This window comes from Limnoglobus roseus, assembly GCF_008254045.1.
GTDB lineage: Bacteria > Planctomycetota > Planctomycetia > Gemmatales > Gemmataceae > Limnoglobus > Limnoglobus roseus.
This window is the reverse complement of record NZ_CP042425.1, coordinates 8,767,792-8,782,491: the sequence shown is the minus strand read 5'-3', so window position 1 is coordinate 8,782,491 and position 14,700 is coordinate 8,767,792. Positions and strand designations below refer to the sequence as shown.

The following is a 14,700-nucleotide window of genomic DNA, read 5'->3' as shown; positions in this document are numbered from 1 at the left end:
CGAGGTCTCTCCCATGTCTCATACTCTCAAGCCCCTCAGTGAGCAGGTGATCGTGCTGACCGGGGCCACCTCCGGCATCGGCCTGGCCACCGCGCGGGCGGCCGCCCGCCGCGGGGCGAAGCTGGTCCTCGCCGCCCGCAATGATTCGGCCCTCCGCCAGCTGGCCCAGGAGATCGAATCGCACGGCGGTCGGGCCGTGGCCGTGCGGACGGACGTCGGGGTCGAAGGCGAGGTCCGCGACCTCGGCCGCCAGGCCGTCGAGGCGTTCGGGGCGGTCGACACGTGGGTGAACAACGCGGGCGGGTCGATTTACGGGCCGATGAAGGACGTCTCGACCGACGACCACCGCCGCCTGTTCGAAACCAACTTCTGGGGCGTGGTGTACGGGTCGCTGGAAGCGGCCCGACACTTTCGCACGCGAACCGGGCCGGCCGCCGGCGTGCTGGTCAACGTGGGGTCGGTGCTGTCCGACCGGGCCATCCCGGTGCAGGGCATGTACTGCGCGTCGAAGCACGCCGTCAAGGGCTTCACCGACGCACTGCGGATGGAACTGGAAGAAGAGGGCGTGCCGGCCGTGGTGACGCTCGTGAAGCCGAGCAGCATCGACACCCCGTTCCCGCAGCGGGCACGGAACTACATGGACGAGGAGCCGACCCTGCCCCCGCCGCTGTACACGCCCGGCCTCGTCGCGCGGACGATCCTTCATTGTGCCGAGCACCCCGAGCGGGACGTGACGGTCGGCGGCGGTGGGAAGGCCATCGCCATGATGGGGGCGCACGCGCCGCGGCTGACCGACCACGTCATGGCCGCGACGCTGTCGGGGAGCATGAAGAAGGGCCAACCGCCCCGCCACCCGGCCGGCACGCTGACCGCGACGAGCGAGCCGGAGTTGAAGGAGCGGGGCGAGTACTCGGGGCCGGTGTTCGACTCCAGCCTGTACACCGCGGCCGCCCTGCACCCCGTCCTCACGGCTGCCCTCGCGGTTGGGGCGGGTGCCCTAGTGGCGGCCCTCACCGGCGGGGCGAAGTCGTCCCGGTCCTGACCTCGGGCTGGGACGGCAGCGTCAACGGTCCGACCGCTTCACGTCCACGTCCACGTCCACCCCCTTGCGCATCCCTTTCTGATCCACGTCCACGTTCACCCGCGGCGTGCGGACGTGGACGTCGGTTTTTTTATCCGGCTCCGTGTGGGTCGTCGTGGTTGTGGTGGTGGTCTTGTTCGGGGGTGCCTGGTCGCACCCGGCGAGCAGGAATGGGGTCAACAAGTGCAAGCGGCGCATCGGTGGATCCTTCACGGGGTTCATCGAAGGTGGGCGGTCACTAAGAGCATCTCGCGTGCCGCTCACCTAGTCGCGCGATCCAGCCGCCGGGAAAGACGCCGTTCGATCGGCACCAGTCCCCCACCAAATCGGCAGGGATCTGCGCGGCGAGAGTTCCGCCCCGGCGGGCACGGGGATTGCGGAGACAACCTTAAACACCGTTTCCCGTTCGAGCGGTGAGTTAGTTCTAACCTCAGGAGTGTTGCCATGTCGAGTATCAAGAACACCGTGGCAGGGGCCGCCGAAGTTGTGACCGACGCGGCCAAAACTGTGGGCCATAAGATCGCCGAGGGGGCGTCGGAGGCTGCCGCGTTCGTCAAGGAGAAGGCCGGCCACGGCTGCTCCGCGAAGGGCGAAAGTGCGGGCGTGGCCGGGATACACGAGCGGATGGACGTGTACGCCTCGTGCGGCAAGAAGGTCGGCGTCGTCGACCACGTCGAGGGGAACGCCATCAAGCTGACCCGCAACGACAGCCCGGACGGCCAGCACCACTTCGTCCCCACCGCGTGGGTCGGCCGGGTGCACCAGAACCACGTCCACCTGACGAAGAACTCGGTCGAGACGGAAAGTAACTGGAAGAGTGACGCCGCCTCGTGCGCCGGCTGATCGCGCCAACGCTTGGCGGACCCCGGCCCGCCTCGATCGAGGCGGGCCGGGGTCATTTTGTCGGCGATCACACGGCCTCCTTGGACCACCCGCGGCGGAGGGCGTACCGGACGACCTCGACCCGCGTCCGCAGGCTGAGCTTCTCCAGGGATCGCGTCTTGTAAGTCTCCACCGTCTTCACGCTCAGGTTCAGCAGGGTGGCGATCTCCTTGTTGCTGAACCCCTCGGCGATGAGCTTCAGCGTCTCCTCCTCCCACTGGCTCAGGTCGCCGGTCGCGGGCCCGTTGTTCTGGGCGGTCAGTTCGTCCCGCCGCCCGTCGGCCGGAGCCGGGTCGAGGTACGTCTGCCCGGCCAACACCGCCCGCACGGCCCGGATCAGTTCCTCGGCCGCCGACCGCTTTAGCACGTACCCCGCCGCCCGGCGGCCAGCAACATCCGCAGCTACCCCTTGTCCTCGTGGACGCTCAGGGCCACGATCTTCCGCGCCGGCTTCTCCCGCCGGAGTTGCTCGGCGGCGGCCACCCCGTTCACCCCGGGCATCGACACGTCCAGGATGACCAGGTCGGGGTCCAACGCGACGGCCTGGACGACCGCCGCCGCCCCGTCGCACGCCTCGCCGACGACCGCGTGGTCGTCGGCCAACAGGATGGGGCATTTGTCCGGCATCGGCGCACCGGTCTTTCGCGGGTGGGAGTCCGTTCGGCGTTCCGCCGTGACGAACGCTTGACGGCGGGGGCCATGTAACAGGAGTTGTAAACGAGATCAGGGAAGGCGTCGTCGGGAGTTTCACAGACGCCGGCGTCCGGCGAGCCATCGGCCCCCGGAAGGGGCACTTCACTGTGGTCGGCGAAGCTGCCCACAAAGTGCCATGTCGGGCCGTCGCCGGCCGGCCTCGTCGGCGACCGGCGAAGCGGTGACGCCACCCGGTGCCGGGGGCCCGACTCCCGGTCCATCCTCCTGTTTGAAACCGTCACCCGTCCTCGGCCGCCCCTTTCGAGGACGGCCCGAGGGGGCTCCTTGGAGCCCCCTCGGGCCAGGAGCAGGTTCTCGCGAGTCGGCTCCCCGATCAGCCGCAGGTACGGTCCGACGTCCCCGTGGTAGTACACGGCGTGCCCGTTCCGGTTGACCGTCACCGCCAACGGAGTGTTGGCGTCCAGGAGCGTTCGCCGGGTCGCTCGGTACTCAACGGCGACCGGGTGCGGCAGGGGGAAGTCGATCGCCCCGTGCCGGGGCCGCCCGACCCGGCGGAAGCTGCGGACCTTGTTGTCGACCGTCTTGAGGAGCCCTTCGGTCCCGCCGAGCGTCCCGGACGACCCGAGGGGCAGGGCCCCGCCCTCCCGCAAGCCGAAGTGCAACAGGTGCGGCACTCGCTTCTGCACGTCCGGCTCCAGGGAGATGAGCGGGTTCCGGCAGGTGGCGATGACCAACCGCGAGAACGGCGGGTCGTGGAGGACGTTCTGCGGGGCGAACACGACGCGGTCTCCCAGGTCGGTCCCTTCGTCCGACGCCGCTCGTTGACTTAACTCTGAGGTAACCGTCCGGCGGTTCCGGTACCCGGCACGGCCTTTGCAAACTCGTCCGCGGTTCAAGGGAGGACGAAGCATGACGGCCATCGCGAAGCGACAGAAGCCGACGAAAGACCCGAAGGGCGGCCTCACCGTCGCCGGCTTGAGACGCGTTCCGCCAGAAGGACGGTTCGCGTCTCAAGCCGGGCGTGAAGGGGCCGGCCGATACGCCCGAGAAGATGCGGCGGAAGGGCTCGTTCCTGCGGCGGCACTACGCCACCCTCCGCAGCCCGCTCGTCGACGAGGACGGTCGGCCTACGCGCCTGGCGTTGCAAGCGCACGCCTGGGGCTAGCCGGTGCCGAAGACAGCGGCCTCAGCGAAGAAACTGGCCGACAAGGGCGAGCGGCTACTCGAACGGTACAAGAAGGCCAAGCCCAAGAAGGACGGATAAGACACCGACCTCACGTTTGACGCCTCGATTCCCGAATCACTGCACAAAGGATTCGCCCGGCAACCGCCAAGAAGAGGCCCGAAAAAGGGAAGGGCTTCCCGGTGTTGGGCGGGATAAGAACCGAGGCCCGGCAAGAAAGCGTTCGCCAAGGGCAAGGAATGCCGCGCCGATTGTTTTGGCGGGCTCGCCAACCTCGATGGGCGGCGCGAACTTTGCAACACGATCCAACCCGCCCTTCAAATCATCAACCAGGACGTCCTGTCATGTCAGTCTCCTCCCGCCGGGTGCGCCACCTTTGTCTCGATTCCCTGGAATGGCGGAACAACCCCGCCAGTAGTTTCGTCGCCCTCGGGGCGGCGGCGGGCGGCCTGCCGCTCGCCCAATTGGCGAGACCGGACGGGACGGTACTCGCGCAAGTGCAGCCGTTCGACGCGGGGTTCGCTGGCGGGGTGCGGGCGTCGGTCGGGGAGCTCGACGGGGACCCGAACACGGTCGAACTCGTCACCGCGGCCGGCCCGGGCGGCGGGCCGCACGTCAAGGTCTATCGCGTCGACATCGCGACAGGCCGGACGATGCAGATCGCGAACTTCTTCGCATTCGAGGCCGCGTTCACAGGCGGGGTCCGCGTGGCCGTGGGAAACATTGGCGGGGGCGACGGGCGACAGGAGGTCATCGTGGGGGCGGACGCCGGGGGCGGGCCGCGGGTGCGGGCGTTCGACCTCGACGGCGCCGGCAACGCGGTCCCGATCGCGGGCCCGCTCGGCGACTTCTTCGCCTACGAGCCGACATTCACGGGCGGCGTCCGCGTGGCGGCCGGGGAACTCGACGGGAACGTCGGTGACGGTGACGAACTGCTCGTCGCGGCCGGGCCGGGCGGCGGCCCCCGGATCCAAGTGTACCGGAGTGACGGGGCGGAACTGAGCGACTTCTTCGCCTTCCGCCCCGACTTCCTCGGCGGCGTGAACGTCGCCGTCGATTCGTCCGGCGGGTCGCTCGCCACCCCCCGCGTCGACGCCCTCGCGGCCGACTTCTCGGAGCGATCGACGGCCCTCAACACCGCGGCCGGCGTCGGGCAAACGCCGGCCCTACCGACCACGCCTGTGGCCGGCACCGGGTCGACCCTGGGGGCCGGCGGGGCCGTGACCGGGACCGCCGTAGGCACGACCACGGTGAGCGCGAGTGCCACCCCGGCCGTGCAGCTGAGTGGGGGTATCAGCGGGTTCGGGGCGTCCGCGGCGGCCGGCCCGTCGAGCACCGGGGCAGCGAGCACCGGGCTCGGGACGGGAATCGGCACCGCGAGTACGGGAATCGGGGCCGGTCTCGGCGCGGCGTCCACGGGGGCGGGAAGCGGCGGCCTCGCGAGCATCGGCGCGAGCGCGGGAAATTTCACCACCGGCAGTTTCGGGGCAACGTCGTCTGGCACCCCCGTCGTAACCACCGGCGGGATAAATACTACGACCGCCAGCGGCGTGAACGGTACGACCGTCGTCAGTCCGGGCCTCAGCACTACGGCCCCAATCATCGACCCGTCCGGCTTGGCGTTCGGCCCGGCCGGGGTGCCGGTCGCCTTCACCGGTGCGGCCGGCACCCCGGTATTCGCAGACAACCCGGGCGACCCGACCGCCTTCCCGTCCTTGCTCGCCCCCGCATTCGCGGAAGGGTTCGTGCCGACGGGAGGCGTGTAATGCCCGTCCCCCGCGTCGGTCAATGGGCACGGCGCTGGAGGCGCGAGGCCGGCCCCACCCGAGGCCGGGACCAGACCCTCCAAGGACAACCCGTGTCCGACTCCGATACCGCCAACACTTCCGGCGCCTGCCAGGCGGCATTCCACGCCGCGTTCCGGGACGACCTGTTCGCCATCGTCGACGCTTTACCCGGTGTGGCCGGTGGGACCGTCCTCGACGTCCCGTGCGGGGACGGGTTCTACGCCCGCCGGTTGGCCGCGCGGGCCGGCGCGCGGGGGCACGTGACGGCCGTCGACGCGGACGGCACGGCCTTGGGCCGGGCCCGCCGCGCCTTGCGCGGGGCGGGAAACGCGACCGTGCGGGCGGCCGACGCGTACCGCCTCCCGTTCCCCGACGCCGCGTTCGATGTGGCGTGGTCCGCCGAGAGTCTGGTCAGCCTCGACCCCGCCCGGGCGGTCGGCGAGATGGCCCGGGTGGTCCGGCCGGGCGGGGTGGTGGCCGTCCTCGAAGTCGACGAGTTCCACCACGTCGTCCTGCCGTGGCCGTCGGCGGTCGAGGTCTCGCTGCCGGCCGCCGTCCGCGCGGCCGCCGCCGCGAGGTACGGGGACGGGGAGGGGGCGTCGCCCGCCCGCCGACTCCGGGCCGTCCTCCGGACTGCGGGCCTGGGGCCCGTCCACCGCCGGACGTACCCGTTCGACCGGGCCGCCCCGTTCGACGGGCGAACGGCGGCGTTCGTCGGCCGCCACTTCGCGTTCCTCCGGGCGTTCGCGTACCCGCACCTGCCGCCGGACGCCCGGGCGGCGTTCGACCGGGCCACCGACCCGGACGGGGCGGACGCCCTGCTCCGCCGGCCCGACGTGGACCTCGTTTGCCTGAGCGCGGTGTACCTGGCCGGGCGGGGCACTGGGCGGGCATCCACACGACCCGCGAGCCCAACGGCCGCGGTGAGGGACCCGCGGCGGGCTGATCATTCTCGAACCGCACCTGTAAACACCCGACCCGAGCACACATGACGGCCATCCACCGCATTAACCCCGAGATCTGGGTCGAAACGCCGCTCGGCGGCGGCCTTGCGTACTTTTTGATCGACTACGGCCCCTCAATCAACACCATCTGGGTCGTCCGGTTGGACGCCACCGGTGACGTCGTCCACGTCGAGTCGTCGGACGTCCGCATCCTCGGCAACCCCATGTGGCACATCCCCCACCCGCTCCCGTTCGACACGCGGCCGGTCCCGCCCTCGGCGGCGAATGGCGTGTCAGCCGAACCGCGGGGAGGGACCGCTACGGGCCGCCCCGGGAACTAACCGCTCGGCCGCCAGCCGTTCACAGCGATACGACGGTGTCGACCGTGGACGCCGTCATGGCCCCGGAAAGGGGCCATGACGGCGTTTTCTCAAGTTGTTGCCGGCGTGGCCCGCGATCGAGGTGGCGGAGGCAGAACTCGGCCGGATTGCCGAATCGCTGCGCGATGGCGGACGGATGAGGAATCTCCCGTGGCGATCCGGCGGCTGGGACTTGCCTCGCAGGGGCCATCACTTCGCTCGCACGCGGTCGCTCGCCTCAAGGATTTGCTGAAACCGTTCTAACTTGCCTCGGATTTGCGAGTCCAAGGAGCCGTCGAACCACGCGGTCACGGCCGGCGGGTCGTACTTTACGGCCACGCGGACCTCCGTGCGGTCGTCCACCGAATCGCGGACGTGGACTGACCCCGCAGTGTCGACGTCCGAGCCAGGCAGCGACTTCCAGACAATGATCTCTCCGTCCCGGTCGCGGACGAGTTCCGCGTCCTACTCCACACGGGCGCTGAGCGGGCCGCCCACCGCGACCGGACGTCGGTCGTCGTAGAGCGTGAGCCGTCACCCCGGGACGAACCGCAGTTCTCCCTTCCAGCCGAGGTCGCGGGCGAACGGGTCGATCTCTCCGCCGAGGACGAGGGGGTTGCGGGGGAATCGGACGTCGGGCTTGGGCCCGGCCGGGTCGTAGACGAGGACCTCGGTCGCCCCGTCCGGGCGGACCCACCGGCCCGGCGGGCGGTCGGGGGTGGCCTCGAGGACGAACACGACGCCCGGCCACGCCGGGGGCGGGTTCTCCCGCCGGACCGCCGCCTCGATCCGCTTCACCCGCCGCAGCCGCGCCGACATCCGGGACCACTTTCACACGTCAAAGGCGGGTTTCACACGTCGAACGCGGGGCCGAGGATGAGTTTGTGCGGCCCGCCCGGGGGCAACGGCGGCGGGCCGTGGGCCGGGTCGTAGGTGACCTCGCGGGCGATCCCGCCCCACACGACCCGCACGCCGACCGGCCGGTCGGCCGTCGCCTCGACGAGGAAGATCGTGCAGGGGCCGGCGTCTCGATTCCCCGCCCGCACCCGCTTCGCCAATCGCTCGACCCGCCGGTGGAACCGCATCATGCCGCCGCCCTCCGGCTATCGGCCGTCGCCGTCGACGTGGGCCTCAAGGACGGCGATCCGGGCCTCGAGTTCGACGACCTCGCGGACCTTCAGGCCGAGTTCGAGGACGGCCCGGGCGGCCCCGAGTCGGGTGGCCGGCGGGGTGCCCGGCTTCTGCAGGTCCAACAGCGTCCGGACGGACTCGGTGGCGGCGGCCGTGAGGGCGGCGGCCGTGCGGGCGACGATGTCGGCCTGGACGGCCCGGAGGCGGCGGACGAAGTCGGGGTCCTGGAGGCGGCGGCGGACGGTGGTGACGCCGAGGCCGGCCTTGGTCGCGGCGGCTTCTTGGGTGGCCCCGCAGGCGAGGGCGAGGATCAGGTGGTCGTCGGCCGTGCGGCGGGTGGTGACGTTGGCCACGGGTGGCCTCCTGGGGGGCGGAGTAGTCGGTTGTGGTGGGTTTTGGTCGGTGTTTCGGGGATCAGGGGTTCACGCCGTTGCGAGAACGGCGTCCGCGGCCGGGACCCGCTCGGCGGTCTGGCCGGTCAAGTCCTCGTACCGGCGGACCACGACGTCACAGTACCGCGGGTCGAGTTCGACGAGGGCGGCCGTTCGTCCCGTGTGTTCCGCGGCCACGAGGGTGGTCCCCGACCCGGCGAACGGGTCGAGGACGACCCCGGCGGCCGGGCACGAGTTGCCGACGAGATAGGCGAACAGGTCGACGGGCTTCATGGTCGGGTGGACGTCGTTCTTGGCGGGGCGGTCGAATTCGAGGACGGTCGTCTGGGTCCGGTCGGAGAGCCACGTGTGCGCCGCGCCGTCGGCCCACCCGTACAGGCACGGCTCGTGCTTCCAGTGGTAGTCGAACCGGCCGAGGGCGAACGCCGACTTGACCCAGACGAGGCACTGGCGGACGCGGAGGCCGGCGTCGGCGCAGGCGGTTCTCACCGTGAGCCCCTCGAAGTCGGCGTGCCACAGGTAGAACGCCGCCCCCGGGCGGAGGACGCCGTTGGCGGCGGCCAGGGCGCGGGCGAGGAACCGGCGGTAGTCGCCGCCGGCCATGGCGTCGTTGGCGAGGGTGAGCTTGTCGGCCGTCTTGCCCTCGTAGGCGACGTTGTACGGCGGGTCGGTGAGGAGCAGGTCGGCCGGGGCGCCGTCGAGGACCGTCGCGAGGTCAGCGGGGTTGGTGGCGTCGCCGCAGAGGAGGCGGTGGCGGCCGAGGAGCCACACGTCGCCCGGGCGGGTGACGGGTTCGGCCGGCGGATCGGGGACGGCGTCCGGGTCGCCGGGATGTGCGGGCTCGTCGGCTTTCAGCAGGTCGGCCAGTTCGTCGGCCGTGAAGCCGATGGACGCGAGGTCGACGTCGGTCCCCTGGAGGGCGAGGAGTTCGGCGACGAGCTTGCCGTCGTCCCACGTGGCGATGGCGGCGGTGCGGTTGTCGGCCAGGCGGTACGCCTTGGCCTGGGCCGGGGTGAGGTCGGTGGCGACGTGCACGGGGACGACGGTCAGGCCGAGTTTGAGGGCGGCCTTATAGCGGGTGTGGCCGACGACGATCACGCCGTGGGCGTCCAAAACGAGCGGCTGCTGCCACCCGAAGGTGGCGATGGACTCGGCGACGGCGTCGACGGCGGCGTCGTTGACCCGGGGGTTGTCGGCGTAGGGGGTGATCGACGAGATGTCGCGCATCTGGACGAGCATGGCCGGGCCTCGAAGGAACAAGGGTGTTCATTCGGCCCGGCCGTTGTGCCGGAGCTTTGCCCGCCGGCCCCCGCTCGTCGCCCTCCCACACGGGCGACAGCGTGAGCTGCTGAAAGGATTATACCCCATGCCCGCGAACCGCACAACCTTCGTCGACGTCGGCGGTTGGGGGCGGAGGGGCGAAGAAAGAAAGTCTGTCTAACAGTTGGACCTTTCCCCGTGGGGTGGAACGTGAAAGCGCGCAGGAAGGACCCGTGCGTATCGGGCTGTTAGCCCTTCGTGAACTGAAAGGCGAACAACTTCGCCCGCTTCATCCGGACGTGGATCCGAACCGGCTTCCCCGCCAGGGCCGACACGTCCGCCGTCCCCTTCCAGTACACGCACTGGTCCACGAAGTTGCCGCCGACCTCCTCGCAGTCGGCCAGCGCGAACCCGGGGATCGGTGTCCCGCCCGCGTCTTGAAGTTCGACGAACAGGGCGCCCGCCGACCCGGTGTCGACGTTCAGCCGCATGCGAGTGCCGGCGAACACGACCGGCGGGGTCGTCAGCCACCCGCCCGTGTGGTCGGCGTCGGCCGACACGTACCCGTCCAACCGCTGCCGCACCACCCCCACCCCGCCCTCCACCCCGGCGGCCTTGGCGTACTCCGGCCGGAGGACGGCCGAGTCGTGCAGCCGGCCGGACGAGTAGTAGTACTGGTACACGTAATTCCCCCGCCGCACGAACCCGGGGGCGGCCACCGCGTACCACCGGTCCCACTCGTCGGCCAGGCCGGGCGGGATGTACGCCGTCCGCTCCGGCCGCGTCCACGCGACGCCGTCCCGGCTGACCGCCAGTTGCACCTCCAGCGGGCCGAAGTCCTCCCACCGGCCGGGGGCGGGCGGGACGACGAAGGCGTGCCGGTTCGGGGAGAAGTGGCGGAAGTGGGCCGGGAACATGAGGTACACGCCGTCCGCCCACGGGTACGGCCCGGCCGCGCTGTAGTACACGTCCGAGTGCGGGTCGTCCTCCCGGTCGGCCGAGTACACGACCGGCAGGGTCGCGATCGACGGGAACGGGCGGCGGTCGTCGGCCCGGGCGTACGGCCAAGGCTTCAACAGGTCGTCGGTCTCGATCCGGCCGACCCGCCGCTGGTTCTCCGACCCGTAGTCGAACGCCCGGGTGTACACCACGTACTTGTTGAGCCGCCCGTCCCAGTGGGCGATCGTCGGGTTGTCCGGGAAGTACGGCAGCACCCGGCCGGCCTTGGTGAACGTGACGCCGTCGGCCGACGTGCTGGCGTACACACCGTGCTTGGCCGGGTCGAACGGGTCGCCGAACTCGAGGTGGAACAGCTTGTACCGGCGGGCCGGGTCCGGGTCGTGGGGGTCGAGGAAGGGCGTGGGGAACAGGCCGCCGGCGAGCGTCCGGCCGGTCCGGCGGAAGGTCCGCCCGTCGGCGCTCTCGAGCACCTCCGCGTTCTTGTGGCCGAGGTACAGCCGGGCCGTGCCGCCGTCGTCGATGACGCGGGCGACGTGACCCCGGAAGGGCTTGCCGTCCGCGTCCTTGAGGGGGCCGAGCTTCTGGGGCGGGTTGACCCGCAGGTCGACCCGGTGGCGGGCGGCGAGGAACTTGTCGTCGACGAACAACTGCTTTCGGCCGCCGACGTCGATCGGGGCGGGGAGGCCGGCGGCGGCGATCACGAGCAGGCACGGGAGCACGGTCAAACCCTCGCGGCTTTCGGGAGGGGGTTATCGTACGGCGGTCGTGCCGCGAGGGCCGCGATCCGGACGTGACCTTCGCGGGCAGGTTTCGCAGGCTTCTGCAGGTTTCGGGGGAGAAGCCTGCCCGCCGTAATCTGTACCCCGACAGGCAGTTGCAGCGAAAAACGCAGGTTTCGCAGGTTTTGGCCAAGTCCTTACACACACGGGCTCGCACACGCACGCGCGCGAGAGGTCGGACCGGGTAGAAACCTGCGAAACCTGCGGAAGTGAGCGCAAGATATTGTTGGCTATGGAGTTGCTTCGTGCAGGTTTCACGGAAGAAACCTGCAGAAGCCTGCCCAAACCTGCTCGACGTGCGGGAGGCGGAATGACGAACGAAGACGTGACGGGTCCGAGGGGCGAACCGATGCCCCGAAATCGGCCACCGTCGCCGCGCGTGGTACGCGACGGGGCCCAAATCCGACGGCCTGGCCGGGTGTTGCGGGCCGGGTGTTGCGGGCCGGCTTAGCGGCCGATCGTCTCGACCACCTCCTGGTACGCCGCCGCCCGGTCGGAGCACTGGAGGCGGTACTGCTGGCGGCGGCAGTTGTCCGGGTCGCCGAGGCGGACCCGGTACTCGCCTTGCACCCGGTCCACCATTTTCGTGACGGCCCGGCCCAGCCGGCACCGCTGGCTCTGCACCGACCCGTCCCCGAGTACCCCGTCGAGGTGCTTGCCGCGGACGGCCAGGTCGAACAGGGCGGCCACCCCGACGGCTTTGCCCTGGTGGGCGGCCCACCAGGCGTGCAGGAAGGCCGGCCAGTCGTCGGCCGGTTGCTGGGCGTCCCGGAACGTGTCGCGGTTGGCGAGTAGGCCGGGGACGCCGGCCACGTCCAGGACGCCGCCGACGACCTCCGCCCACGACTCGTACATGCCCATCACCTGCGACCCGGGCGGCCGCCCGCGGTTCAGCCAGGCCCGGACCAGCGTGAGGACGGCGGCGACGAGCCGGCCGCGGTTCGCCTGCACCCACGCCAAGAGCCGCGGGTGGCGGAACCCGGCCCGCTCGGCCGGCCGCTCCACCCCGGCGTCCAGCCGGCACCACAGGGTGCGGCGGACGAGCTCCCGCGACAGGGACACGTTGTTGCCGGTGCCGACCCACACGGCCCTGTTCCGCACCTGCACCAACTTCGACACCCCGAGCAGCCGGTCGGACCACGTCTCGGTGGTCAGGGCGGACGCCAGGCTGCCGGACTCGACGGCCTGGTTCAGGTTGTCGAGCACCAGGCACGACCGCCCCTCGACGAGCGCCGCCGTGATCCGCTTCCGCCACTCGGCGTCGTTCTCGGCCTCCGGGATGGCGGGGGCGTCGCGGCCGAGGACGACCCACAACAGGACCTTCACCAAGAGCGTCTTGCCGGTGCCCTCGGTCGGGGCGTCGACCAGGTGGAGCGGCGTCGGGCCGGCGATCAGGTGGCGGGCGAAGGCCACCACGAGCACGGCCACGGCGTGGGCCCGGCCGGCCGCGTCGGCGAACGGGAAGTCGCCGAGGAGGTCGTCGAGGATCAACGCGCGGGCGGCGGCGATGTCGGCGGTAGTCGGGTGGACGGGGACGGGCGGGATGGCGAGGCCGCCGGCCGGGGCGTACCACAGCTGGCCGGCCGGGTGGTACCCGGGGGCGAGGGCGAGGGTGCCGTCGGGCAGGAACACGGGGGCCTCGACGACGGCCCGCAACTTGGGCACGGCCCAGTGCGGCAGGGTGGCGACGTCCTTGACGACCTCCATGGGCGGGGAGGCGTCGACGTGCTCGACGCCTTGGCCGGCGGCCCGGGCCTCGTACCACCGGGCGGTGCGGGCCATGACGCCCTTGAGCGCACTGTCGGTCAGGGGCTCGAGCCGCCACGGGTCGTCGTCGTCCCCGGCCCGGACGCGGGTGAGCACGCCGCCGGCCTGGAAGATCACGGGCGGGTCGTTGACCGCGGCGAGGGCGGCCAAGGCGTCGCACGTGACGTCGGGCAGTTGTCGGTCGTTGACGATGATCGCCGGAAGGCGAGCCGGCCCGCCGCCGTCCGGGTCGTCGGGCGGGTCGTCCGGCGGGCCGTCGTCGCCCGCGGAATCGTCGTGCGTCGGTCCGCCCGCCGGCGGGGCGCTGGGGATCGGTCCCGCAGGTCCACGCCGAGTCGGGCCGTCGGCCGACGGCGGTAAGCCCTGCACTTCGTAGTGCCGGCGGCGGGGCGGGCCGATGGCCGCCTTGAACGCCTGCCACCCGTGCCCGGCGCACGAGTTGTGGAAGCACCGGGCCGCCAACCGCCCGTCCTCGGCCTGCATGACGCAGGCGTCCGGGTCGGCGTGGGCGGGGTCGAACGGGCACCGGGCGAGCACGTACACGGTCCGGCCGTGGGCGTCCGGCTCGGCCTTCACCCGGAACGCGACGCCGGCGTCGGTCAGCCACCCGGCGACGTTCAGCCGCCGGTCCCACCCGCCCGGGCCCGCGGATCGCGGGGCCGACGCCCGGGGCGGCGACGACGCGGACGGCGGCGGCGCTGGACCGGCGACGGCGTCGAGCATCGCCGGGTCGACGACGCCCAGGTCGTCCGGGACGTGCAGGAGGCGGCTGCGGCGGTGCGGCCGGTCGGGGGTGTCGTCCCCCTTCCGGGCCCACGTCCCCGGCACCTTGCAAATCCTCGCCGGGTTGTGCACTGCCCGGTCGACGTGCACGTGCGCCGTGTCGAACCGGGCGGCGAGGGCGGTCAGCACCCGCCGAACCAGTCCGCCGTCGTCGGCCGGCAGGTCCACGCGGTACAGGAGGTGATACCCGTTCCCGCTGTCGACCACGACGGGTTCCGGCCAGCCCCGGGCGTGGAGATCGTCCCGGATTCGGAGCGCCAGGTCGGCGGCGTGCCCCTTCTCGGCGGTGGTGGCCGAGATGTTGGCCGGCCGCCGCGGGTCCAGGTCGACGAGCACCCACCGCCGGGACACGACGTCGGCGTCCGCCGCCGCGTCGCCCCGGGCCGCGCGGGCGGCCCGGTTGGCCCGCCGGGCGAGGAGGTCCGGGCGGACGGGGTTGAGCGTCCAGTACACGCCCTTGGCCGCCCGGTACCCGACGGCCGCCCGGGCGAGGTCGTCGAGGCGGTCGGCGGCGAAGTACCCGGTGCACGTGCACGTCCAGTCCCGGCCGCTCGGCACGTCCAGGGCCCGGAGCTCGACGACCTGGTCCGGGGCGATGAGCGCCCGGCACCCGGCGGCGATCTGAGGGGCCTCGGCGGCCGGCGAAGTGTCGGCGGGCGGGGCGTCGAAGTCGATCGGGGTCAGGGGCGGAATGGGATCGGCCACAGGTTCACCGTGATGGTTGAGGACGTGTGAACG

General features: G+C 71.7%; 16 protein-coding genes and 1 pseudogene. 6 read left to right on the top strand and 11 right to left on the bottom strand.

The window, feature by feature from the left end; genetic code table 11:
• The first annotated feature begins 13 nt into the window (after positions 1-13).
• Entirely contained in the window at positions 14-1,042 is a 1,029-nt protein-coding gene (locus PX52LOC_RS37710) for an SDR family oxidoreductase (RefSeq protein ID WP_149114920.1), read from the top strand.
• Positions 1,043-1,063: 21 nt separating this feature from the next.
• On the opposite strand, the gene PX52LOC_RS37705 is transcribed toward PX52LOC_RS37710, so the two are convergent.
• Positions 1,064-1,279, bottom strand: a complete 216-nt coding sequence (locus PX52LOC_RS37705) for a hypothetical protein (protein ID WP_149114919.1) — start codon at positions 1,277-1,279, stop codon at positions 1,064-1,066.
• 246 nt (positions 1,280-1,525) lie between these two features.
• Here PX52LOC_RS37705 and PX52LOC_RS37700 point away from each other — a divergent pair, with 246 nt between their 5' ends.
• Positions 1,526-1,924 carry a DUF2171 domain-containing protein gene (locus tag PX52LOC_RS37700; RefSeq protein WP_149114918.1) on the top strand — a complete coding sequence of 133 codons (399 nt, stop codon included), beginning with the start codon at positions 1,526-1,528 and terminating at the stop codon, positions 1,922-1,924.
• A gap of 67 nt (positions 1,925-1,991) precedes the next feature.
• Here PX52LOC_RS37700 and PX52LOC_RS42175 read toward each other — a convergent pair whose 3' ends face one another.
• The 3 genes and pseudogenes from PX52LOC_RS42175 to PX52LOC_RS44320 form a co-directional block, all read right to left on the bottom strand.
• Positions 1,992-2,330 (bottom strand): response regulator transcription factor, encoded by a 339-nt coding sequence (locus PX52LOC_RS42175; protein WP_218575226.1) that lies wholly within the window; start codon positions 2,328-2,330, stop codon positions 1,992-1,994.
• 35 nt (positions 2,331-2,365) lie between these two features.
• On the bottom strand, positions 2,366-2,590 hold the full coding sequence (locus tag PX52LOC_RS43140) for a response regulator (RefSeq protein ID WP_246173586.1): 225 nt from the start codon (positions 2,588-2,590) through the stop codon (positions 2,366-2,368).
• Between the two features lie 611 nt (positions 2,591-3,201).
• Positions 3,202-3,528, bottom strand: a pseudogene (locus PX52LOC_RS44320) (CheR family methyltransferase); the annotation flags it as partial.
• Positions 3,529-3,638: 110 nt separating this feature from the next.
• Between PX52LOC_RS44320 and PX52LOC_RS43135 the strand changes: the two are divergent.
• From PX52LOC_RS43135 to PX52LOC_RS37675, 4 genes are all read left to right on the top strand, one after another.
• Positions 3,639-3,782, top strand: a complete 144-nt coding sequence (locus PX52LOC_RS43135; protein ID WP_246173585.1) for a DUF6321 domain-containing protein — start codon at positions 3,639-3,641, stop codon at positions 3,780-3,782.
• 362 nt (positions 3,783-4,144) lie between these two features.
• Positions 4,145-5,566 carry a hypothetical protein gene (locus PX52LOC_RS41445; RefSeq protein WP_168219458.1) on the top strand — a complete coding sequence of 474 codons (1,422 nt, stop codon included), beginning with the start codon at positions 4,145-4,147 and terminating at the stop codon, positions 5,564-5,566.
• Positions 5,567-5,658: 92 nt separating this feature from the next.
• On the top strand, positions 5,659-6,579 hold the full coding sequence (locus tag PX52LOC_RS37680) for a class I SAM-dependent methyltransferase (RefSeq protein WP_168219457.1): 921 nt from the start codon (positions 5,659-5,661) through the stop codon (positions 6,577-6,579).
• A complete protein-coding gene (locus tag PX52LOC_RS37675) occupies positions 6,576-6,872 on the top strand; it encodes a hypothetical protein (protein ID WP_149114914.1) in 297 nt (98 codons plus the stop codon). The genes PX52LOC_RS37680 and PX52LOC_RS37675 overlap by 4 nt, the downstream gene beginning before the upstream one ends.
• A 228-nt stretch (positions 6,873-7,100) precedes the next feature.
• On the opposite strand, the gene PX52LOC_RS41440 is transcribed toward PX52LOC_RS37675, so the two are convergent.
• The 7 genes from PX52LOC_RS41440 to PX52LOC_RS37645 all read right to left on the bottom strand — a co-directional run bounded on the left by PX52LOC_RS41440 (position 7,101) and on the right by PX52LOC_RS37645 (position 14,667).
• Complete coding sequence (locus PX52LOC_RS41440; protein ID WP_168219456.1) at positions 7,101-7,253, bottom strand: SRPBCC family protein; 153 nt, start codon at positions 7,251-7,253, stop codon at positions 7,101-7,103.
• A gap of 171 nt (positions 7,254-7,424) precedes the next feature.
• A complete protein-coding gene (locus tag PX52LOC_RS37670; RefSeq protein ID WP_149114913.1) occupies positions 7,425-7,709 on the bottom strand; it encodes a hypothetical protein in 285 nt (94 codons plus the stop codon).
• 32 nt (positions 7,710-7,741) lie between these two features.
• Positions 7,742-7,978: a hypothetical protein gene (locus PX52LOC_RS37665; RefSeq protein WP_149114912.1), complete on the bottom strand. Its 237-nt coding sequence runs from the start codon at positions 7,976-7,978 to the stop codon at positions 7,742-7,744.
• Positions 7,979-7,993: 15 nt separating this feature from the next.
• Complete coding sequence (locus tag PX52LOC_RS37660) at positions 7,994-8,374, bottom strand: hypothetical protein (protein ID WP_149114911.1); 381 nt, start codon at positions 8,372-8,374, stop codon at positions 7,994-7,996.
• A 69-nt stretch (positions 8,375-8,443) separates the two neighbouring features.
• Positions 8,444-9,652 (bottom strand): DNA modification methylase, encoded by a 1,209-nt coding sequence (locus PX52LOC_RS37655; protein WP_149114910.1) that lies wholly within the window; start codon positions 9,650-9,652, stop codon positions 8,444-8,446.
• Positions 9,653-9,921: 269 nt separating this feature from the next.
• Positions 9,922-11,352: a hypothetical protein gene (locus PX52LOC_RS37650; RefSeq protein WP_149114909.1), complete on the bottom strand. Its 1,431-nt coding sequence runs from the start codon at positions 11,350-11,352 to the stop codon at positions 9,922-9,924.
• A 507-nt stretch (positions 11,353-11,859) separates the two neighbouring features.
• Complete coding sequence (locus tag PX52LOC_RS37645; protein WP_149114908.1) at positions 11,860-14,667, bottom strand: hypothetical protein; 2,808 nt, start codon at positions 14,665-14,667, stop codon at positions 11,860-11,862.
• Between the last annotated feature and the right edge of the window lie 33 nt (positions 14,668-14,700).

Coding starts and splice junctions, on each gene's coding strand:
- PX52LOC_RS43140 (WP_246173586.1), bottom strand. CDS start 2,590: ATGCCGGACAAATGCCCCATCCTGTTGGCCGACGACCACGCGGTCGTC.
- PX52LOC_RS37655 (WP_149114910.1), bottom strand. CDS start 9,652: ATGCTCGTCCAGATGCGCGACATCTCGTCGATCACCCCCTACGCCGAC.
- PX52LOC_RS41445 (WP_168219458.1), top strand. CDS start 4,145: ATGTCAGTCTCCTCCCGCCGGGTGCGCCACCTTTGTCTCGATTCCCTG.
- PX52LOC_RS37665 (WP_149114912.1), bottom strand. CDS start 7,978: ATGATGCGGTTCCACCGGCGGGTCGAGCGATTGGCGAAGCGGGTGCGG.
- PX52LOC_RS37670 (WP_149114913.1), bottom strand. CDS start 7,709: ATGTCGGCGCGGCTGCGGCGGGTGAAGCGGATCGAGGCGGCGGTCCGG.
- PX52LOC_RS37705 (WP_149114919.1), bottom strand. CDS start 1,279: ATGCGCCGCTTGCACTTGTTGACCCCATTCCTGCTCGCCGGGTGCGAC.
- PX52LOC_RS37710 (WP_149114920.1), top strand. CDS start 14: ATGTCTCATACTCTCAAGCCCCTCAGTGAGCAGGTGATCGTGCTGACC.
- PX52LOC_RS37700 (WP_149114918.1), top strand. CDS start 1,526: ATGTCGAGTATCAAGAACACCGTGGCAGGGGCCGCCGAAGTTGTGACC.
- PX52LOC_RS37675 (WP_149114914.1), top strand. CDS start 6,576: ATGACGGCCATCCACCGCATTAACCCCGAGATCTGGGTCGAAACGCCG.